At 63.1% G+C, this 20,034-nt stretch carries 14 protein-coding genes, 1 tRNA gene and 2 pseudogenes; 3 read left to right on the top strand and 14 right to left on the bottom strand.

The window, feature by feature from the left end:
• Nucleotides 1-68 precede the first annotated feature (68 nt).
• Nucleotides 69-1,511: an NADP-dependent succinate-semialdehyde dehydrogenase gene (gene gabD / locus KI241_RS00670; protein ID WP_042731650.1), complete on the bottom strand. Its 1,443-nt coding sequence runs from the start codon at nucleotides 1,509-1,511 to the stop codon at nucleotides 69-71.
• A 349-nt stretch (nucleotides 1,512-1,860) separates the two neighbouring features.
• Between gabD and KI241_RS00665 the strand changes: the two genes are divergently transcribed.
• Nucleotides 1,861-1,937: transfer RNA gene (locus tag KI241_RS00665), tRNA-Arg, on the top strand.
• A 63-nt stretch (nucleotides 1,938-2,000) separates the two neighbouring features.
• Here the strand turns inward: KI241_RS00665 and KI241_RS00660 are convergent.
• The 5 genes and pseudogenes from KI241_RS00660 to KI241_RS00640 form a co-directional block, all read right to left on the bottom strand.
• Complete coding sequence (locus tag KI241_RS00660; RefSeq protein ID WP_042728975.1) at nucleotides 2,001-2,615, bottom strand: hypothetical protein; 615 nt, start codon at nucleotides 2,613-2,615, stop codon at nucleotides 2,001-2,003.
• The gene (locus tag KI241_RS00655) at nucleotides 2,612-3,184 is read right to left on the bottom strand and encodes an RNA polymerase sigma factor (protein ID WP_123579724.1); all 573 of its coding nucleotides are present in this window, start codon (nucleotides 3,182-3,184) and stop codon (nucleotides 2,612-2,614) included. The genes KI241_RS00660 and KI241_RS00655 overlap by 4 nt, the downstream gene beginning before the upstream one ends.
• Before the next feature lie 104 nt (nucleotides 3,185-3,288).
• Nucleotides 3,289-4,959, bottom strand: coding sequence for a VWA domain-containing protein (locus KI241_RS00650; protein ID WP_212803236.1), 1,671 nt, complete (start codon nucleotides 4,957-4,959; stop codon nucleotides 3,289-3,291).
• A gap of 140 nt (nucleotides 4,960-5,099) precedes the next feature.
• Complete coding sequence (locus KI241_RS00645; RefSeq protein WP_042728972.1) at nucleotides 5,100-5,681, bottom strand: hypothetical protein; 582 nt, start codon at nucleotides 5,679-5,681, stop codon at nucleotides 5,100-5,102.
• A gap of 176 nt (nucleotides 5,682-5,857) precedes the next feature.
• A pseudogene (locus KI241_RS00640) lies at nucleotides 5,858-6,858 on the bottom strand (zinc-dependent alcohol dehydrogenase family protein).
• Nucleotides 6,859-6,965: 107 nt separating this feature from the next.
• Here KI241_RS00640 and KI241_RS00635 point away from each other — a divergent pair.
• Nucleotides 6,966-7,843: pseudogene (locus tag KI241_RS00635) on the top strand (LysR family transcriptional regulator).
• 35 nt (nucleotides 7,844-7,878) lie between these two features.
• Here KI241_RS00635 and KI241_RS00630 read toward each other — a convergent pair.
• The 3 genes from KI241_RS00630 to KI241_RS00620 form a co-directional block, all read right to left on the bottom strand.
• Entirely contained in the window at nucleotides 7,879-9,192 is a 1,314-nt protein-coding gene (locus KI241_RS00630; RefSeq protein ID WP_212803235.1) for an MFS transporter, read from the bottom strand.
• A gap of 34 nt (nucleotides 9,193-9,226) precedes the next feature.
• Entirely contained in the window at nucleotides 9,227-9,394 is a 168-nt protein-coding gene (locus KI241_RS00625; protein ID WP_172679743.1) for a hypothetical protein, read from the bottom strand.
• Between the two features lie 130 nt (nucleotides 9,395-9,524).
• The gene (locus tag KI241_RS00620) at nucleotides 9,525-10,085 is read right to left on the bottom strand and encodes a YbhB/YbcL family Raf kinase inhibitor-like protein (RefSeq protein WP_053149050.1); all 561 of its coding nucleotides are present in this window, start codon (nucleotides 10,083-10,085) and stop codon (nucleotides 9,525-9,527) included.
• Between the two features lie 138 nt (nucleotides 10,086-10,223).
• Between KI241_RS00620 and KI241_RS00615 the strand changes: the two genes are divergently transcribed.
• Nucleotides 10,224-11,756, top strand: coding sequence for an FAD-dependent oxidoreductase (locus KI241_RS00615; protein ID WP_212803234.1), 1,533 nt, complete (start codon nucleotides 10,224-10,226; stop codon nucleotides 11,754-11,756).
• Nucleotides 11,757-11,885: 129 nt separating this feature from the next.
• Here KI241_RS00615 and pgaD read toward each other — a convergent pair whose 3' ends face one another.
• The 5 genes from pgaD to KI241_RS00590 all read right to left on the bottom strand — a co-directional run bounded on the left by pgaD (nucleotide 11,886) and on the right by KI241_RS00590 (nucleotide 19,982).
• Entirely contained in the window at nucleotides 11,886-12,392 is a 507-nt protein-coding gene (gene pgaD / locus KI241_RS00610; protein WP_042728966.1) for a poly-beta-1,6-N-acetyl-D-glucosamine biosynthesis protein PgaD, read from the bottom strand.
• The gene (pgaC, locus tag KI241_RS00605; protein ID WP_047736263.1) at nucleotides 12,389-13,744 is read right to left on the bottom strand and encodes a poly-beta-1,6-N-acetyl-D-glucosamine synthase; all 1,356 of its coding nucleotides are present in this window, start codon (nucleotides 13,742-13,744) and stop codon (nucleotides 12,389-12,391) included. Before pgaC ends, pgaD begins: the two co-directional genes overlap by 4 nt.
• A gap of 1 nt (nucleotide 13,745) precedes the next feature.
• Complete coding sequence (gene pgaB / locus KI241_RS00600; RefSeq protein ID WP_212803233.1) at nucleotides 13,746-15,743, bottom strand: poly-beta-1,6-N-acetyl-D-glucosamine N-deacetylase PgaB; 1,998 nt, start codon at nucleotides 15,741-15,743, stop codon at nucleotides 13,746-13,748.
• A gap of 12 nt (nucleotides 15,744-15,755) precedes the next feature.
• On the bottom strand, nucleotides 15,756-18,236 hold the full coding sequence (pgaA, locus tag KI241_RS00595) for a poly-beta-1,6 N-acetyl-D-glucosamine export porin PgaA (RefSeq protein ID WP_123579719.1): 2,481 nt from the start codon (nucleotides 18,234-18,236) through the stop codon (nucleotides 15,756-15,758).
• A 240-nt stretch (nucleotides 18,237-18,476) separates the two neighbouring features.
• On the bottom strand, nucleotides 18,477-19,982 hold the full coding sequence (locus KI241_RS00590; protein ID WP_042728962.1) for a YdgA family protein: 1,506 nt from the start codon (nucleotides 19,980-19,982) through the stop codon (nucleotides 18,477-18,479).
• Between the last annotated feature and the right edge of the window lie 52 nt (nucleotides 19,983-20,034).

Genomic DNA, 20,034 nt, shown 5'->3' with positions numbered 1-20,034 from the left:
CACAAGAAACAGAACAGGTGGAACACGCAAAGGACAGCGCTCTCGTGCCCTTTGCGCTTGCAGCAGGATCAGATACCCAGGCAGAGGTATTTGATTTCCAGGTAATCCTCGATGCCGTACTTGGAGCCTTCACGGCCCAGGCCCGAAGCCTTGATGCCGCCGAACGGCGCGACTTCGTTGGAAATCAACCCGGTGTTGACGCCGACCATGCCGTATTCCAGAGCCTCGGCCACGCGGAACACACGGCCCAGGTCACGGGCATAGAAGTAAGAGGCCAGGCCGAACTCGGTGTCGTTGGACATCGCGATCACTTCGGCTTCGTCTTTGAAGCGGAACAGCGGCGCCAGCGGGCCGAAGGTCTCTTCCTTGGCCACGGCAGCGGTTTTCGGGACGTTGGTCAGGATGGTCGGCTCGAAGAAGTTGCCTTCCATCGCCTTGCCACCGGCCAGTACGGTCGCGCCTTTGCCGACAGCATCGGCGATGTGCTCCTGGACCTTGGCGACGGCTTTCTCGTCGATCAACGGACCGGTGGTGGTGCCGTCTTCCAGACCGTTGCCGATCTTGAGCTTGGCCACCGCGGCCTTGAGTTTCTCGGCGAACGCGTCGTACACCGAATCCTGGATGTACAGGCGGTTGGCGCAGACGCAGGTCTGGCCGTTGTTGCGGTACTTGGAAATGATCGCGCCCTCGACGGCCTTATCCAGGTCCGCGTCGTCGAACACGATGAACGGTGCGTTGCCGCCCAGCTCCAGGGACACTTTCTTGATGTCCTGGGCGCATTCGGCCATCAGTTGGCGACCGATCTCGGTCGAACCGGTGAAGGACAGTTTGCGCACGATCGGGTTGCTGGTCAGCTCGCCGCCGATGTCGCCGGCACTGCCGGTGACCACGCTCAGCACGCCTTGCGGAATGCCGGCACGGTGCGCCAGCTCCACCAGGGCCAGGGCCGAGAACGGAGTTTGCGAAGCCGGTTTGATGACCATGGTGCAGCCGGCGGCCAGGGCTGGGCCGGCCTTGCGGGTGATCATCGCCGCCGGGAAGTTCCACGGGGTAATGGCCGCGGTCACGCCGATCGGCTGCTTGATCACGATCAGGCGCTTGTCGGGCTGGTGGCCAGGAATCACGTCACCGTAGATGCGCTTGGCCTCTTCGGCGAACCACTCGATGAAGGACGCGGCATAGACGATCTCACCCTTGGCTTCGGCCAGGGGCTTGCCCTGCTCCAGGGTCATCAGGCGACCCAGGTCGTCCTGGTTTTCGATCAGCAATTCGTACCAGCGGCGCAGCTTGTTGGCGCGCTCCTTGGCGGTCAGCGCACGCCAGGCCGGCAGCGCCTTGTCGGCGGCTTCGATCGCGCGGCGGGTTTCGGCAGCGCCCATTTTCGGCACCGTGCCCAGCACTTCGCCCGTTGCCGGGTTGGTGACCTTGATCGTCTGACCATTGTCCGCATCGACCCAAGCGCCATCGATAAAGGCTTGCTGGCGGAACAACTGGGTGTCTTTAAGCTGCATGTCGGCTTTCCTTAACAGCACCGCGCGCACGCGGAGCGAATTAGAGTTGTAGAAAGGCGCCTTATGGGCTGCCGTCAGGGAAATCATCCACCGGGCTGAAGCACAGAAATAACGCACATAAGCATAGACGTGCGGTTCAGCACCCAGACAAGAGCGTTTGAAATCTCAAACGAATCCTAGGGCCGATAGGGGGAGAGGACAATAGGCTGTTCGAAAAAAAGAACGAAAAACCGCCATTTGCCCGTTTTTTCTGATCAGCGTAGCCGACGCCCGAGCAGCCTTGGGAAAACAACGGCAAATCAGCAGCATGGACGCCCGCCCAGCATATGAGTATCATGGCGCCCGCGCTGCACCAGTAGCTCAGCTGGATAGAGTACTGCCCTCCGAAGGCAGGGGTCGTGGGTTCGAATCCCGCCTGGTGCACCATACAGATGATCAAAAGCCCCACGTCGCAAGACGTGGGGCTTTTTTTGTGGGCGTTTGGGTCACTCAACGCTTTTGCAACGCCTCCAGCCGGGCCGGCAAGTCTTCCTTGGGGAAGCGCTTGTGCAGTGCCAGCAGCTTCTCATCCGCCGCCTTGGTGTCCCCTGCCTGACGCAGGCGCAGTATTTCCTGCAAGCCTTGCTCCAGGGACGGTAGGGCAACGGCCGCGGACTTGCTCATCCGAGCCTTGGGCTCGTCCGCCAGCGATTGCACAGGGCTCGCCGGCGCTGGTGCCAGGGCCATTTCGGCCTGGGGGGCGATGCGGGCCATCGGCGCGGGGGCCGGCTTCGCGGGCGCTGCGGCCACGACGGGTGCCTGGCTTGCGGACTCGTCCAGCGAGGCCGGCGCGGCCAGTTCTTGCTGGGGTACCGGCGAGCGCAGCACCAGGCCGATCATCAGCGCGACACCTGCCACCGTGGCGAACGCCATCTGCCAGCGCGGTCGTTGGCAGGCCAGCCACCAGCGCTTCCACAAACCAGGCCGGGGCGCGGGGGCTTCGCGCTGGGCGGTGGCCAGGATGAAGGCGTCCAGGGACGCGGGCGGCTCGCCGCGGGTGTGTTGGCGGAAATGCTCGATCAGCGCTTCGTCGGCGGGATCCGGGGTCTGTCGGGAATCGATCATGCGGGTACCTCCTCGGCCAGCAGTCGCTGCAACTTCTGCTGGGCGTAACGCAAACGGCTCTTTACCGTTTCCAACGGGACGCCGGTCAGGGCGGCGATCTGCGGCAACTCAAGGTCGCCATGCAGGCGCAGCAGGAAGACCTCGCGCTGGTCCTCGGGCAAGGCTTGCAAAGCGGCCTCCAGGCGCGCCTGGTCGCGACTCAGGCTCAACTGTCGCTCGGGGCTGGCGGTGTCGTCGGGCTGGACGTGTAGCTGTTCGTCGTAGCTGTCATGCAGTGGATTATGAACGCCATGCTTGCGCCAGTGATCGATCAGGCGATTACGGGCAATCTGGAACAACCAGGTACGAAAACTCGCCCGGCCCTGTGGCTGGGTCGCGCTGCGAATCAGGCTGAGCCAGGTGTCCTGGAACACTTCCTCGGCCAGTTCGGCCTTGTTGCTCAAGGATACGAGGAAACGGTACAGCCCCTGCCGATGCCGCGCATACAGGATCTCAAAACTGGCACCATCACCGTTGCGGTAGCGGGTCAGCAACGATTCGTCGCTGACTGAGTCGATCGGGGTGGGCATTTGGGCGGCGGACTCCTTCCAATTGAAATGCGATCCTGCAAACAACACCGATCCTTTGTAGAAGCCGGACAAGCCCGGCTTCTACAGGTTGATACCATGACTCTTCAGGAGCCGCGCTTGACCTCGGGCTTGAGGCTCTGGGCGAGCTCGACCAGTTGCACGAACTCGGCGCGCAACCCGAACGGGTCGTCACCGCGGGCAGCACGGGCCAGCTGCGCGGTGTCCTTCAAACTCATCGACCCAGTGTAGCGCCCATCTCCCTTGAGCTGCTGCGCAAACGCCGCCACGGCCGCCGCGAACCGCAGGTCATCGCTGGCCTTGTCTTCGGCCTGCGCGCTGGCGATCGGGTGCTCGATCAGCCGGCTGCTGCCGCCCTCAGCGGGCTTGTAGCGCACACGCAACATCGCCATTTCCCCGGCCGTGCCTTCCTTCTTTGCCTGCGGGTTGGCATAGCGCAGCGGTTCCAACCAGCCCTTCTCGCCCTTGGGCACGATTTCGTAGAGCGCCGTGACCGTATGCCCGGCACCGATCTCACCGGCATCGACCTTGTCGTTGTTGAAATCCTCACGCTTGAGCGCCCGGTTCTCATAGCCCAGCAAGCGGTACTCGCTGACTTGGGCGGGGTTGAACTCCACCTGCAACTTCACGTCCCGGGCCACCACGGCCAGGGTCGAGCTGAGCTGGTCCACCAACACCTTGCGCGCTTCGAGCAGGTTATCGATGTAGGCGTAGTTACCATCCCCCGCATCCGCCAGTTGCTCCATCAGGTGCTCGTTGTAGTTGTCCACGCCGAAACCCAGCGTGGTGAGGGAAATACCGCTCTTGCGCTGGTCCACGGCCATTTGTTTGAGGCTGTCGAAGTCGCTGATGCCAACGTTGAAGTCACCGTCAGTGGCCAGCAGGATGCGATTGATGCCGTTGTCGATGAAGCTCTCCCGCGCCATCTGGTAGGCCAGCTCGATGCCCGAGGCCCCTGCGGTTGAACCGCCGGCGTTCAATTGGTCGATGGCGTTGCGGAGGGTGGCCTTTTCACGACCCGACGTGGGCTTGAGCACCACTCGGGATTCGCCGGCATACACCACCAGAGAGACCCGGTCCTGGTCGCGCAGTTGATCCACCAACAGCTTCAGCGTGCTCTTGACCAGCGGCAAGCCTTCGCGGCGGTCCATGGAGCCGGAAACGTCCACCAGGAACACCAGGTTGGCCGGCGCCAGGTCAGCCACGGCGCGGTCGGATGCCTTGATGCCAATGCGCAGCAGCCGGGTGTGCGGGTTCCACGGCGACGGAGCCACTTCGGTGGTCACGCCAAAAGGCGAACCATCGGTGGGCAGCGCGTAGGTGTAGGGAAAGTAGTTGACCATTTCCTCCAGCCGCACCGCCCCTTCCGGCGGCAGGCTGCCCTGGTTGAGGAAACGGCGCACATTGGCGTAGCTGCCAGTGTCGACATCCACGCTGAAGGTCGAGACCGGCGTTTCGGCGACGCTGTGGACCGGGTTGTCCGGCAGTTTTTCATACTGTTCGCGCGGCTCGCTGCGGTAGTCCGGGGACATGGCATCACTCGCCACCATCGGCGAAGGCATCGGGGCTGGCGCGATCCTGTACTTGGCCACGGAGGGCTGCACGGCGGCGGCCTCGCGTTGCAGCTCGGGCTTGTCGGCCGCCGAGATGGGGCCGGCGCTCTCCCGTGACGACAACCCACAACCGGCCAGCGAAACCAATAAGGTCACGGCGAAGCCCTGGGCAGCAGGACGCAGGAAGGGGAATGGACGGGACATGGGCAGAACCTCGTGAGTGGATGATCCGTTCACAAGCTCAGACGAGGAGGATTTTCGGTTCGGGTTAAGGACGGCAAAATTTTTTTGTGGGGTGAAACAGCAGCGCCTGGTCACCCAGGATGTCCAGGCGCAAGACGCGGCTAGCGAGACGGAATGGCTTGCAGATCATCGACGATAAAGCGGCTCAACACGCCGGTATAGTACCCCTCTACATCGGAGTTCCCCTTGTTGGTCAGCGCGCCCAGCATGCTCTTCATGTTTTGCATTTGCCCCATCGCCCCGGCCGGCATCAGTCCTTCACGGGCCTGGGCAAAGTGCAACACCTCGGCGCCGTCCTTCTTCACCTTGACCTGATAGCTGAAATCAACGCTGGCAAGGTACGTACCGTCGGCAACGATCTTGTTCATGAAGCCGCCCTGGGTGTCCTGTATGCGGCGCGCGTAAACGGTGTTCACGTCCAGCAGATAGTCCGCTGTTTCCCGGCTGGAGGCATAGCGATTGGCATCGAGCAGGCGCAGGACCAGATCGCTGTTCAATTGCTCGCGAACGGTTTCGTCAGGCAGGAAGCGTTCATTCTTGCCGACGACTTCAACGTTGAAGGTGTCGATCCAGTAGGTGGCTGTCTTGGGGATCGCGACCGGCGCGGGAGAAATGTAGTAATCAGGCGTGGAGGCACAGCCCGCCAGGAAGCAGAGGGCCAGGAATGTGGCGAGAAAACGCATATCAGGACTCGTCCTTGAAGAGTGGATTGTAAACGCGGCGGATTCTACGGAGTCTGGAGGGCTTCTCAAGCTGTTTACCGGACTGTGTTGCCAAGACGCTCCTCCCCAGAGGCCAGGGCCCCGGTCGTCAGGGACCGGAGCTTTTCCTGGCACATGACCCGCAACGGGAGAGCCAATCATTCGGCGTCGATTTCCACCACCGTTTTCCCTTGCCCGCGCCCTTCGGCCACTTGCGCAAACGCGTCATTGACTTGGCCCAGGCCAAACCGCCGTGGATCGACCTTGATCCGCAGCTTCCCGGCCTCAACCAGCTTTGCCGCCTCCCGCAAAATCTGGCCATGGTGCTCGCGGCCTTTGCCGGTCAGCAAGGGCATCAAGGTGAAGACGCCGGAATAGCTCGCGCCACGAAACGACAATGGCGCCAGGCTATGTTGTCCCCAGCCCAGGCAACTGAGGACATGGCCGGTGTAGGTCTTCACCGCGTTGAACGACGCGTCCAGGGTCGAGCCGCCGACCGTGTCATACACGATGTCGAAGCCTTCGCCATTGGTGTGCAGGCGTACGTAGCTGTCGGTGTCCTCGGATCGGTAGTCAATGGCCGTCGCACCCAGTTCGCGAATGAAATCCAGGCTGCCGATCGAACCGGTGGCATACACCTGCGCACCTCGCGCCCTGGCAATCTGCACAGCCATTTGACCGACACCTCCCGCGCCACCATGGATCAGTACTTGCTGGCCGGCCCGGACGTTGGCTCGATCCACCAGCCCTTCCCAAGCCGTGATGAAGACCAGCGGCAGTGCCGCTGCTTCCCGCATGCTCAGTGAAGCGGGTTTGGGGGCGATCAGGCGAGCATCGACGACAATGTATTCGGCCAGGGCACCCTGGGCACCCCGATACCGCCCGCCATGCCGAAGACCTCCTGGCCGGGAACAAAGTCATCCACGCCCTCGCCCAGCTCCAGCACCGTCCCGGCCAGGTCAATTCCCAATACAGCGGGCAGCGGCTGACGAGCATGGGCACCACCGCCTGTCGCGATCTTGGTGTCCAGCGGATTTATTCCTACAGCTTGAACCTTGATCAGGACCTGTCCATTACCCGGAACAGGCCGGGGAATGGAGCGCACGACCAGCGGCGCCTGGGCAACTTCGGCAATGGCAGCAGACATGGTGTTGTTCATGACGGGTAAACCTCCAATGAGTGGGTAGGTTTATAGTGCGAGCGCCGAAGCATTCCGATAAGTCAGCAATAATGGATAGGATTTATTCCTCATAAAGGCCAAATTCCATGGATCTGTTCGAGGCAATGCGGGTGTTCGTACGGGTGGTGGAACGCGGCTCGTTCTCGGCCGTCGCCAGGGAGCTGAACCTGGGTCAACCGGCGGTGAGCAAGCAGATCCGCGGATTGGAGAAACACCTGGGTGGGGCGCTGTTTGCTCGCAGCACCCGCCATCTGGCGCTGACCGACCAAGGCCAGCGCTTCTATGCCCAAAGCAAGGAAATCCTCGCCAGTCTGGACACTGCCCGGCTCAGTTTCGCCAGCGGACAGGAGCAGGTCGCCGGCCCACTGCGCGTGGCGGCGCCGGTGAGTTTCGGACGGTTATGCATTGCACCTTTGATCGGTGACTTCCTGGCACGTCATCCACAGGTTCGGGTCGACCTGAGGCTGAGCGATCAACAGGAGGACGTGCTGAAGGAAAATATCGACGCGGCCATTCGTATCGGCCAGGTCAAACACGAAGGGCTGGTGGCCGTGAAGCTCGGCGAGAGCGCGCGCCAGGTGTATGCCTCCCCACCTATTTGCAACGGCACGGCACGCCACTCGAACCGTCCGACCTGAGCCGCCATAACTGTCTGGGGTTTACCCTGCTGGAGCATTATGACGTCTGGCAGTTCGACCACCTTGGCGAGCCCCATCACGTGACGATCAAGGGCAACGTCACCAGCAACAGCAGCGAAGCGATCCGGGAAATGGTGCTTGCCGGGCTAGGGCTTTCGCTTTCGCCACACTGGTTGTTCGCCGCCGACGTTCGCCAGGGAACCGTGACCAACGTGCTTACCCATTATCTGCCAATGGCATTGCCCATCCATGCCGTCTTCAGCCAGGATCGACGCCGCTCGGCACGCACCCGGGCTTTCGTGGACTTCTTGCGTGAACGCTTTTGAAGGACGGCCACCCAACCTGCAGGCACCTGGGCAAACTAGGCATCACAGGCCAATGAGGGCTGCGCCGACGTCATGGGACGGCGCGAGAAATACATCGCCGCCGCGACGCCCACCGCCCCCATCACCACGCTATACCCCACGCATACCCACGAGCTCCACGGCACCAGCGCAATCAGCAGCAACGGCGTCATGCTGGCCCACAACGCATAGGCGATGTTGTAGGTGAACGAAATACCGGACACACGGATGTTCGCCGGGAACAGGCTGACCATCACCGAAGGCACCGCACCGACCACGCCACAGCCCAGGCCGGCGATGGCGTACGCCAGGCCCAGCCAGGCGCTGCCGCTGATCAGGCTGGCGTAGAGCACGGCGATGCCCAGAGGCAGCAACAGGCTGTAGAGCATGACGGTGCGCCAGGCACCGATGCGGTCGACGATGAGCCCGGCCAGGACGCAGCCGATGTTCAGGAAGACGATGCCCAGGCTGCTCAGGGCGAAGGTGTGGCCGGGGGTCAGGCCGAAGCTTTTCTGCATCACGGTGGGGGTGATGACCACGAATACCACCACGGCGGACGTCAGCACGCAGGTCAGGATGACAGCGGGCAGCAAGGCCTGGCGGTGCTCACGCAGGACCGTGCGCAACGGCAGTTCAGCCGACCCTTCGCGATTGGCCTGCAACGCCATGAAGATCGGCGTTTCGCTCAGCCAGCGGCGCAGCCAGACGCCGATCACGCCAAAGAGGCCGCCCAGCAGGAACGGCAGGCGCCAGGCGTAATCGAGAATCTCCTGCGGTGTGTAGATCCGCGCCAGCGCGGTGGCCGTCAGGGCGCCCAGCAAGTAACCGAACGTCAGCCCTGCCTGGAGGAAGCCCAGCGCGTAACCGCGATGATGCAGCGGCGCGTGCTCGGCCACGAACACCCAGGCGCTGGGAACTTCTCCGCCCACCGCCGCGCCCTGCAGGATGCGCAACGCCAACAATAGCAACGGGGCGAAATAACCGATTTGCGCGTAGGTCGGCATCACCCCGATGAGCAGGCAGGGCAAGGCCATCATCAGGATGCTTAGGCTGAACACCCGCTTGCGCCCCAGCCGATCAGCGAAGTGCGCCATGAGAATGCCGCCCAGGGGCCGGGCCAGGTAGCCGGTGGCAAAGATCCCGAAGCTTTGCAGCAAGCGCAGCCAATCGGGCATTTCCGGGGGAAAGAACAACTGGCTGAGGGTCAGGGCGAAGAACACGAAAATGATGAAGTCGTAGATTTCCAGCGCCCCGCCCAGGGCAGCGAGGCCTAGGGTCTTGTAGTCGGATCGGCTGAATCGCTCGCCTGGTAAATGAGTGTTGGCAGTCATGGGCAGATTTGAACAGTTGGGAAAGGGCGACGGCTCAGCTGTCGCGAGGGTCCACGGGTTGGGCCGGCGCGGCCACTTCGGCTTCGTCGGCCTCATCGGCGGGCAGGAAGTCCTTGCGGCTCTGGGCGATGGCCCGGCGTATTTCATCGCCCTTGGTAGGGCAGTTCTTGAGGCGGGCGATGCCGTCGGGTTTCTGCGTCATCGCCATCCTCCGGCATGAGTGAACAGGGCCTCGATAGTGCTCGCTTTTGGCCCGTGATGCCAATGTTGAGGTTCGGGGGCCGCTCTGGCCCCACGGTAAACTCCCTCGCCACAGGGTTCGTGCGGGCTGATCAGCGGTGGTAGCGCCGCACGACGCTGCTGTTGCGCAGGACATGGCCGTTGATTTTTTCCATCAACTGGGCGCGCGTCAGGCCCGTGGGCAAGGCATCCGGCGGCAAGTCCAGGGCGAAGAGCTGGATCAGGTAATGATGCGCGCTGTCACCAATGGGTGGGCACGGACCGATGTAGCCACGGGTGTTCTTGCTGTTGATGCCGCTCATGCCTTCCAGCGTGGCCTTGGTGCCGGCGCCGGCCGGAATCTGCCGCGTGGAGGCCTTGATGCCGTAATGGACCCAATGGTCGACGCCCTGGCCACGTTGACCGTCCGGGTCCAACATGACGATGGCATAGCTGAGGGTACCGGGCGGGCCGGCGTTCCAGCTCAGGGCCGGGGAAATGTTCTTTCCGCCACAGTTGTTGGCGTCACTGGCCGCGGCGGCGGTGAAGAGGCGGTCGTCCGACACACCGGGGATGTTGAGCGTGAAGCGCTCTTCGGCCTGGGCAACGCCTTGTGCGCACAGCACCAGGGCGACGGCCGCCAGCCAGGGAGTCAGGGAGTTCAATCGGGTCATACCGGGCACCTTATGCGGATCAGGCCATGGACGGCCTGCGAACTATAGCCGCAGCGCCCATCCGGTTGCAGTGACAATTACGCTGAACCTCGTTCAGATCCTGAGACTCCAACGGCAAATGCCTGCCGGAGAACGACCATGCCTATGCATCAAGTCGCCCGCTTCGCCGATGTGCGCGAAGACCGCGGCCTCGAAGTCAAACTCGGAGAAACATCCATCCTGCTGCTGCGCTCAGGCGATCAGGTGCGGGCTTTCCAGGGCAAATGCCCGCACGCCGGCGCACCGCTGGCCAAAGGTGCGGTGTGCCATGGAAGGCTGATCTGCCCTTGGCACAAGGCGGCGTTTCGCCTCGAAGACGGCGCCCTGTGCGAACCGCCGGCCCTCGACAGCCTGGCCCGTTATCACGTCGAGGTGCGCGGCGCCGATGTCTGGGTCGACGACCAACCGCTGCCGGCCGATAAAACTCCGCCCGCCGACGACCCTCGCACCTTCGTCATCATCGGCGCCGGTGCAGCCGGCACGGCAGGCGCGGCGGCGTTGCGGGAGAAGGGATTTGGCGGCCGAATCCTGTTGATCGACCGAGAGGCCGAAGCCAGCTACGACCGCACGGTACTGAGCAAGTACGTGTTGGCCGGCGACATGGCCGTCAACGAGACAGTGCCGCTGCGCGATGAAACTTACTTCACGCAGCAACGCATCGAACGGCTCCATGGCGAGGTCACCCATCTTGACCCCCATGCCCGACAGATCCAGCTCGCAGACGGCCGGCGCCTGGACTACGATGCCGCGCTCATTGCCACGGGCGGGGAGCCGAAGACGCCCGCGCTGCCCGGCATCGATCTGCCGCAGGTGTTCGTGCTGCGCTCGATCGCCCACGCCCGGCAGATTCTCGACACAGTCCGACCCGGGCAGCGGGCGGTGATCATCGGCGACAGTTTCATTGCCATGGAGGTCGCCTCCGCCCTGCGCAAACGCGAATTGGAGGTCACCGTCCTGGCCCGGCATCCGGTGCCCTTTGCCGCACAGTTGGGCGAAAGCGTCGGCAAGGCGATCCTCGCCCTGCACCAGGCCAATGGCGTGGTGTATCGTACCGACGGCGAAGCGGCCGGAATCGAGGGCGCGCACAAGGTCGAAGCCGTGGTGCTGGATAACGGCCAGCGCCTGGCCGCCGACCTGGTGATCATCGGTGTCGGCGTACGCCCCGCTACCGAACCGTTTGCCGACCTGCCACGGCAACAGGACCTGTCACTGAGCGTTGACGCGGGCATGCGGGTGACGGACGGATTGTGGGCCGTCGGTGATATCGCGACCTTTCCTCTCAGCGGTCAGCCCCAACGCATCGAGCACTGGCGGCTGGCCCAGCAGCACGCGCGCATCGCTGCCGCGAACATGCTCGGTGGCGACGAGCATTATCTGGACGTGCCGTTCTTCTGGACCTATCACTTCGGCAAACGCTATGACTACCTCGGCCACGCCGAACACTGGGACGAGGTGGAATTCAAGGGCACGCCGGAACATCCCCCCTTCATCGCCCTGTTGGGCAAGAACGGCCTCGTGGCCGCCGCCGTGGCGTGCGACGAAGGCCGGGCCATGGCGGCATTGGCACAACGCATGAAACAACCGTTGCCGGTGGACGAGGCCTGGCGACTGGTGCGGGATTTTTCGTCGTAGGCCTGCCCACATCCACCCCAATCCCTGTGGGAGCGAGCTTGCTCGCGATAGCGGTGGGTCAGCGGACGTCAATATCGATGAGCCGTCCCCATCGCGAGCAAGCTCGCGCCCACCGTTTTGTAGCGTGTATCAGTGCACTGACTGATCGGCCGGCAGGTGAATGACCCGCGGCCGTTCCGGCGGGGCCAGGGGCGGTGGTTGCAGGTCAGGGCCGAGCAGGTGGAAATGCGGCACGACATGGCTGATATCGCCGTCCTGATTGTTGTGGATGATCTTCGAGCCCGGCTGGCGCAGCGTTTCCAGGCGTTCGTCAGTCAACTTGAAGCTGTCGCTCAGGCCTTGGTCGTCCACCACCGGCGCCGGCAGCCGCCGCTGGGCAAAACTGCGGCTCTTGCGCTGCTGATACCGCGCCCAGGCGATCAGCAGCACCGCGTTGACCAGTGCGATCCAGCCATACACCTGCAAGGTCGCGAGGGTATCGACCAGCGAGCCGCCCAGGCGCGGGCCGGCGTGGCTGTCGAACAGCGGCCAGAGCCCGTTGACCAGCAGGTACAACAGCCCGACCCACGCCAGCACGGTAATGAACGCATCGATGAGCACCAGAAAAGGTCGCTGTCGGGTCCTGATAATTTTCATCGGATCACTTCCTCTTCCTGATCATCGAACGGCTTGATACCGCGGTCCGGGCTGACCCAGCGCGCCCGCTTCTGATGCTGGCCGAACAGCACTTTCGGAAAGCTCACCAAGGTCGTGAACAGGCTGATCAGCCAGAACACCAACGGGTACCAGACCACCCAGAACATGATGTGCCAAAGGCCTTTTTCGTAACGACGATCGATCAGGATGCTCACTCCGAATTGCATCAGGCACACCACCGCCAGCAGCAGCCCGGTGAAGGCTGGCGGCATGAGGTGATCGACGGCAATGGCCGCCGGCAACGCCACGAACTTGCCAACGCCCCAGAAGATCACCGACAACAGGAACGTGAAGGCCCAACCGGTGGACAGGCAGTATTCGAACAGCAACGGCCACAGGTAACGGTGCCGGTACTGCCAGATGCCACGGATGTTCTTGAACAGCACTTCGGCACCACCCTGGGCCCAGCGCAGGCGCTGCCGCCACAGGCCGCGCAGGGTTTCGGGCATGAGGATCCAGCACAGCGCACGGGGTTCGTAGAAGATGCTCCAGTGGTCCAGTTGCAGCTTCCAACTGATGTCGATGTCTTCGGTGATCATGTCCGGGCTCCAGTAGCCGACCCGGTGCAGGGCCGTGCGACGGAAGGCGACGATCACGCCGGAGACGGTGAAGATCCGCCCGAAAACCCGCTGGGTGCGCTTGATCAAGCCGATGATCGAGGAGAACTCACCAACCTGGACCCGGCCGATCAAGGTCGAGCGGGTGCGGATACGCGGGTTGCCGGTCACCGCGCCAAGGCGGGCGTTCTCCAACATCGGTGCCACGAGGTAGGCGCAGGTGTTGGGCGCCAGCAACGCGTCACCGTCGATGCACACCAGGTACTCACTGCGCGCCGCGATGGCCCCCATGCGCAGTGCCACGGCCTTGCCCTGGTTTTCCGCCAGGTGCAGCACGCGCAGGCGCGGGTCCTCGGCGGCCAGTTGGTCGAGCATCTGGGCGGTGTTGTCCTTCGAGCCGTCGTTGATGGCGATGACTTCGATGTTCGGATAATGCTGGCCCAGCGCAGCGTGAATCGTGTCGGCGACGTTGTCACCTTCGTTGAAGCACGGGATCAGGATGCTGATCAGCGGCTCGCCGGCCAGGGGCGGCGGCAAGGTGTCGTCCTGCCAGGGCCAGTGGCGCTCCCAGTGCAGCCAGAAATACAGGCCGCCGGCGATCCACAGCCCGGACATGAACAACGGATAGAAGAACACGAAGTCCATCAGGAATTGCCCGGTGACCAGGAAGATCAGGCCCAGGGGCACCCCAAGGACGATCGCCAGCACCAGCAGGGCGAGCAGTCTGTCGAGCATGTCAAGGATTCCACTTGTTGGAGAGCGCCGGCCGCACGGTTTTCACAGCGAGCTGGTCTTCGATGAAGTTGTCCGGGTAGTAGCCGAAACTGGTCACGCCCTGGCGCTTGAGGCGCCCCATCCAGTCGGCGAGCAGTTCGCCGTCGATGTCGGCCACCGGCTGGCTGTCCCAGTCACGCGCCTGCAATTCGAACACGGTGCGCTTGAGGGCTCCGGGGCGGGACTTGACGGTCTGGACCAGGCGCTCCAGCCAGGGGCCGGATTGCTGGCGCGTCTGTTTTTCCATCAACGGCATGGCCATCGGCGCCGTCCAGTCGTAGGCATTGAGGAAGTCGTCGAGGTTCTGGGCAAACCAGGCTTCGCTCGAAGGGTTGAGCATCGGCTCGGCAAAGATATTGCGCGCCGTCAGAACCTGCGGGCCTCGAATCGCCCGGACCTTGGCGGTGAGTTCATGGGTGAAGTCGATCAGGTAACGGCTCTTGAAACGAGTCCAGCGCTGCATCGTCGCCGGGTCGTCCCGCAGGGCCGCCATGGACGTCGGCAAGCCGTTGGCCGCGTAGACTTTCAGCGCAGCGGGGCCGGCGTCCTCGAAGTCGGAGAACACCGCGTCGTCGTGATACAGGACCCCATCCAACGAGCTCATCCGCGCCAGGTCTTCGTAGATTTCGCCAATGACTTTGCGCACCGCCGGGTCGAACGGCGACAACCGTACGTACTGGTCCGCAGCGACCTCGGTCTTGCCGGTCTCGGGATTCCAACGCTGCACCCGCGGCAGTTTCGCGTCCAGGGCGAAACTGAGCACCGGCATCCAGGCGTAGACCTTGGCATTGGCCCGGGTGCGCAGTTGCCAGGCCACCCGGTCGAACAGATCGGCCCGCACCGGCAGCTGACGGTTGGGGAAGTACAGCGAATGCACCAGGCCGTCGCCCTTCGGATCGGCGAAGGCCTGCAGAAACACCGTGTTGGCGCCCAAGTCGGAAATGCGCTGGATCAACTTGCCGACGTTGGCTTCCTGCTGCACCGGGTCCGGGTCGTAGACGTAATCGAGGTCGACATGGACCACACGCATCGGGTCCATCGTCTGCACGGACACCACGCTCTCGGCGAAATGGGCGCCATCCGGGTCGGAAGCCACCAAAAAGCGCGGGCCGCTCATCAGGTTATCGAGGCTGTCGAGTCCGTCCTCCAGGGTCAGGGCCATCTGATAGCCCTCGCTGCCAATCACCTGCAACGCAGTGCCGTCTGCTTCCCCGTAAGGCCAGACCCAGACCCGTGGGCTATAGCCGGTGACCTTGCGGATTTTTTCGGAAATGGCCACGACGTCCTTGCGCAAGCGCGCCTGGAAATCGGCCTCGGTTTCATAGCGACCGGTGGCTGGATCGTAGCGGCGGGTGGTCGCCGCCGGTTGCTGGTTGCCTTGCGGGTTGGCGAGTACGCCCTTGTGGTTGGCGTCGGTGTGGGCGGCGATTTCCACCAGGCCCGACTTCGACACTTCGCGAATCTGCTCCCAGGTCAGGAACTCGGAACGCTTGCGCGGCACCCCGGCGAAATCCACCGGTTGATCCAGCGGTGTGTCGACCCAGCTGCCGACCGGGGCCAGGATCGCCGGCCAGTTGTAGGCGCGCAAAATGGGCATGACGCGGGTGTAGAAACTCGAGTAACCGTCGTCGAAACTCAGCAGTACCGCACGCGGCGGCAGTTCAGGGCCACCATTGCGAGCGGTGATGATCTGGTCCACGGTCACCGGCTGGTAGTTGTTTTCCCGCAGCCAGGCCAGTTGCTCGATCAGTCGCTCGGTGCGCACCGCCACCAGGGCCTGGTCCGGGTCGAGGTCCTCGACGTCGTGGTAAGCGATGCCGAGCACGTGGTTCTTCGGCCACGGCGCATCGTTGGCGGCCACGGGACGTTGCGCGGGCGGCGTGAAGGCCGGGGCCTGCTGGGCACAAGCGCTGATCAGCAAGACCCCCAGCAGAAGGATGAATCGCGAAATGACAGGCATCTTCAAACTCTTCTAGAAGCGGTAGGTGAGGTCGACAAGCAGGCGCAGGTCGCTTTCGCGATCGCCGTCGTAAGGGCGGTTGAGCCAGCTCAGAGCGGCACCGGCCTCGACCACGTCGTTCCAGATGAAACGCTGGCCGTAGCTGAGCAATCCCGTGGCAGCGGTGCTGTAGTCACGCTGGCTGTAGGCCCCCGCGCCGACCTGAAATTGCTGACTCCAGGTGGTTTCGTAACGGCGATACAGCACATGGTTGGCGAGCACCGTCGGCATGACGCTCAAGTCCGACTTGGGGTTGAAGTAGGGCACTTCGTTGGAACCACTGTTGCGGCTGGCCGCCACCTCCAGGCCCAGTTCCACTTGCAGGCGCGGCGCGCTGTAGAGGCCCTCGCGACCAGTCAACTGGGTCTCGAGGCGGTTATTGCCATCGCTGAAATGAGACGGGCTGACGGTCAGTCGCCACTCGCGGCTTTCATTGGCCCGCCAACGCACGAAACCACTGCCGCCATTGGCCCGGACGCCGCTGTTGAGCGCTCGCAACGGGGTGTTCGCCGAGAGGTAGTCCAGGCCGCCGCCGTACTGCCAATGATCATTGACGTCCAGGGCCATCGCCAGGCGCGCGCCCTGTTTGTCGCCGGAGCCGTAGTCGTGGTTGGACACCTCGGCTTCCAGCGTCATGTCACGCGCGCGCCGCTCCACGCCCAGGCGTTGCCAGCGGTGATGGCCGGTGCCTTCCTCGAAATCACCGGTGGCGTAGCCGGTGCCGCCGAACAGCCGCCAGTCTTCGTCGATCGGCGGGCTGTAGAGCAGCGTTTCGATACCAAAGTCCCGGCTACCGGTGACGGCCCCCGCGTCACCGTTGCCGCCGCCATAACTCTTGCCGGTGTAGGCTTCGATACGCAGCTCGGCCATGTCATGCACTTCGCGCTGGCGTTGCAGGCGTTTGACGTGGGCGTTTTCGGGGTAGCGCGCGACCACGTCGTCGGTCAGCGCATCCAACTGCCGCCACTCCTGCAAATCCATCGCGGCACGGGCCTGGGCAATTTCCAGGTCACGGTTGCGCGGGATCGTCGCCTCGATTTCCTTGAGAAGGCTTTCCGAACGGCGTGGCCAGTCACGGGCCTGGTACAGATCGGCCTGGGCCAGGCGCATGCCGGTGTTGCCGGGGCCCTGGCTGACCAGGTTTTCCAGGCGAGTCTCGGCCGAGGGCAGATCAGCCCCGTAGGTTCCGGCCTGGGCAGCCAACTGCTGGGCGTCCATCCATTCGTCGTTGGGGTTGCCGATCGGCAAGCCCTTGAGCTCGATGCGCGGGCGTTGGGACTTGGCCATGTCTTCGGCCAAGGCGCGGGCTTCTTCGGACTGCTCACTTTCCAGCAGCGCGTAGTAGAGCGCGGTGCTGTCTTCGAAGCGGTCCGCCGGATCGGCATCCGGCGCCGCGAGTATCCGTCGGTACAGGTCGACGGCGATCTCCGGCTCCCGCTGCTCCAGGTACGAGGAGGCCACCCAACGCAGGGCATAAGTCGGAATGCCCACCCCTTCGGCGAGCAGCTTCTGGTATTCGGTAATGACTTCAGCACGGCGGGCACGGGCATTGAGGGCGCCCATGCGGTCGATCCGCCAACGCACCACGTCGTCATGGGCCTCCGCCACCGGGGTCCAGGTGGCGAGCAGCTTGTCGTAGTCGGCCAGGGCGCGGTCGGCAATGACGAAGCGTTCCTGTTCGCCGCGGCTGGTCATGTCCGACAGGCGTACCCGTTCGGCCGCCACATCGCCTTCCAGGCGGCGCTGTATGCCCCGGTCGATCAACCCTGGTTGCAGGCGGGCCAGGCGCAGCGCCGGCTCGGGCAAACGCGCCCGTTGCAGGGCGACGATGTATTCGCGGGCGACTTCGGGGTTGTGGCCGGCGCGCGCGAAGGCCTGATCGTACTCGAACAACGCCTCGTGGGGATTGTTGGCCCGGGTCAGGGCGTAGCCCAGGGCCATTCGGCGCATCGGGTCCGCTGGCTTCGCTTGGACCAGAGCCCGGGCGCGGCTGACGGCTTCATCGGGTTTGCCGCCATCGGCCTGGGTCAGGGCCAGGCCCAGTTGCAGGTCCGGGTTCTGTGGGTCGATCCGCAACGCCTGGCGATACACCTGCGCCGCCGCGTCCCAGCGTTTGAGATTGCGATAGGCGCGGGCCGTTGCGCTCAGTGCCTGGACCGGCAGGTCGCGATAACGACCTTGGGTTTCATAGACGTCGACCACCTCGGCATCGAGGCCGGCCCAACTGGCGATCTGCAGATGATCACTGATTTGCCCGGCGCTGGCCTGGCCGGCCGGAACCTGGCGCAACACGGTCAAGGCGGGCGTGTAGTGACCCGCTCGGGCATCGAGCACCTTCTGGTCATAAGCCGTGTCGGCAAACGCGAGCATCGGCCAGCACAATTGACCGCACAGCGCCATGCGAAACAGCGGGCGTAAACCACGTTGAATAAAGGGACCCACGGTACGCGGCATTCGTCAGCATCCTTACATGGCCAGCCGGGTCGCAGTGCCCCCTTGCCCATCAAACAGGAAGCCGGATCAAAGGAATCCAGCCAAGCTCTAATGGGCTTAGTTTTGCACTGTCCGAGCGGTCATCTTTCGCAACGCCACAATTCTTCAGAATCGATACAGATTTCAACGAAGGTTTCGCGGGCGAAAAAAAACCGGCCCGTGCGCAGTGCACGGGCCGGCCTGGATGCAGCGCGAGGCGGTTTACTGGACCGCGACGCCACCGCCAATCTGATTCATCACAAACGCGGTGAATTGCTCCACTGTCATCTTCTGACCGTTGAAATCAACCTGATTGTTGGCGTAGTGCAGCTTGGTCACCACGTCATTGCCATCAAGCGTCGCCAGCTGCGTGCCAACGGCCATGGCACTGAACATATCGCTGGTGGCGGTGGCCTGGTCGGCGATCATCTTGGCATCCGTCTGGCCTTCCATCTGGGCCTGAACAGTGATCAGGTCCGCCAGCATCGGCTTGGACACCTTGAGGTTGAACTCCAGCAGGGCGAGCAGTTGGCGGCCCAGCTCATCAGGCGGCAGGTCCATGGATTGCGGCTTGGCCAGGTCGACGACCAGGCTCGCACGGCTTTCACCGTTGGCGGTACTGAACGACAGGTTCTCCAAAGCGATTTGCGGGGCGCCGGCCAGGATCTTCTCCAGATCGGCTTTGACCTGCGCTTCCTCGGCTTCAGTCAGGTTCAACTCAGGCGTTGGCTCGCCGGCAGCAGCGGCTTCAGCGGCGGCTTTCTCGTAGGGTTGCAGCTTGGTCTGGTAGATCTGCATCAGCGACATCGTGGCCGGAATGTCCAGGTTCTTCAGGCTCACAGCCATCTGCGCAGCACCGATGGTCTTGTCGTTGTACGACAGCTCACCGATCTTGTAGTCGGCGCGCCCGGAGGCACTGGTGCCGTTTTCGGAGCTGCTGTTCTTCATCTCCAGGTTTTTCAGGCCCAGCACCGACTTCGGCTCGCCAAAGGTGGACTTGATGTTGCTCAGCAATACGGTGTTGTCACCCATGTAGTAGCCATAGGTGCTTTTGCTCAGATTGCTGGCCAGCGTCAGGCCGTTTACCTCGACGTGCACCGGTGTCTGGTCTTCGCTGACCGTGGTCAGCTTGATGCTGTCCATGTAGCCGTCAGCCTTGACCTTCTGCCCTTGGGCACTGGCGGCCATATCGATTTTCAGGCCAGAGAAGATCAGCTGGGTTTTCTCATCCAGCTTGGTGTCCAGCGGCAACAGTTCATAGGTGCCGTTGAAGGACTCGTCATAACCCAGGTTGGTCACGCCCTTGAGCGGCGACTTGCCCTGGGTGGCAGCGAACCACTTTTCAGTCAGCGGGTTGGGCTCCAGCTCGGTATGGCTGGTGGCCATGACTGGCAACCACTTGAGCGTTACCAAACGCGAGAACGGGATTGGACCGTGTTCGATCTTGTCGACGAGCAGCAGCTCGACCGGCTCACCACCAAACACCTCGCCCTCACCCTTGAGACGATAGTGAGCGGTGCTGCTGAACGTGCCACGTTCCATGGAAACCAGCTCCAGGACGGCGGTGCTATTGGAACCTGCCATGGCCGTTTGCATTTGCTTGTTGCTGTCGACAATCGCTTTTTGCAGCACGCCTTCGAGCTTGGTGCCGGTGTACCACGCGCCTCCCGCGCTGATCGCACCGACCGCCACGACGATACCCAGAAGTACGCTTGCTGATTTATTCATGAGTGACCCGATTGATATCCATGGTTGAAGAAAGCCGTCGTCTTCCCTGACC

Origin of the sequence: Pseudomonas sp. Cab53 (assembly GCF_018325965.1) — a bacterium.
Taxonomy (GTDB): Bacteria; Pseudomonadota; Gammaproteobacteria; order Pseudomonadales; family Pseudomonadaceae; genus Aquipseudomonas; species Aquipseudomonas chlororaphis_E.
Note: the sequence above shows the minus strand (reverse complement) of the source record. Positions and strands in the feature narration are given on the sequence as shown.

What these genes read in the sequence shown, in the direction of transcription:
- KI241_RS00620 (WP_053149050.1), bottom strand. Translation starts at nt 10,085, where the DNA reads ATGACCCGATTGAACTCCCTGACTCCCTGGCTGGCGGCCGTCGCCCTG.
- KI241_RS00660 (WP_042728975.1), bottom strand. Translation starts at nt 2,615, where the DNA reads ATGATCGATTCCCGACAGACCCCGGATCCCGCCGACGAAGCGCTGATC.
- pgaB (WP_212803233.1), bottom strand. Translation starts at nt 15,743, where the DNA reads ATGCCTGTCATTTCGCGATTCATCCTTCTGCTGGGGGTCTTGCTGATC.
- pgaD (WP_042728966.1), bottom strand. Translation starts at nt 12,392, where the DNA reads ATGAAAATTATCAGGACCCGACAGCGACCTTTTCTGGTGCTCATCGAT.
- KI241_RS00625 (WP_172679743.1), bottom strand. Translation starts at nt 9,394, where the DNA reads ATGACGCAGAAACCCGACGGCATCGCCCGCCTCAAGAACTGCCCTACC.
- KI241_RS00645 (WP_042728972.1), bottom strand. Translation starts at nt 5,681, where the DNA reads ATGCGTTTTCTCGCCACATTCCTGGCCCTCTGCTTCCTGGCGGGCTGT.
- gabD (WP_042731650.1), bottom strand. Translation starts at nt 1,511, where the DNA reads ATGCAGCTTAAAGACACCCAGTTGTTCCGCCAGCAAGCCTTTATCGAT.
- pgaA (WP_123579719.1), bottom strand. Translation starts at nt 18,236, where the DNA reads ATGCCGCGTACCGTGGGTCCCTTTATTCAACGTGGTTTACGCCCGCTG.
- pgaC (WP_047736263.1), bottom strand. Translation starts at nt 13,744, where the DNA reads ATGCTCGACAGACTGCTCGCCCTGCTGGTGCTGGCGATCGTCCTTGGG.
- KI241_RS00615 (WP_212803234.1), top strand. Translation starts at nt 10,224, where the DNA reads ATGCCTATGCATCAAGTCGCCCGCTTCGCCGATGTGCGCGAAGACCGC.
- KI241_RS00630 (WP_212803235.1), bottom strand. Translation starts at nt 9,192, where the DNA reads ATGACTGCCAACACTCATTTACCAGGCGAGCGATTCAGCCGATCCGAC.
- KI241_RS00590 (WP_042728962.1), bottom strand. Translation starts at nt 19,982, where the DNA reads ATGAATAAATCAGCAAGCGTACTTCTGGGTATCGTCGTGGCGGTCGGT.
- KI241_RS00655 (WP_123579724.1), bottom strand. Translation starts at nt 3,184, where the DNA reads ATGCCCACCCCGATCGACTCAGTCAGCGACGAATCGTTGCTGACCCGC.
- KI241_RS00650 (WP_212803236.1), bottom strand. Translation starts at nt 4,959, where the DNA reads ATGTCCCGTCCATTCCCCTTCCTGCGTCCTGCTGCCCAGGGCTTCGCC.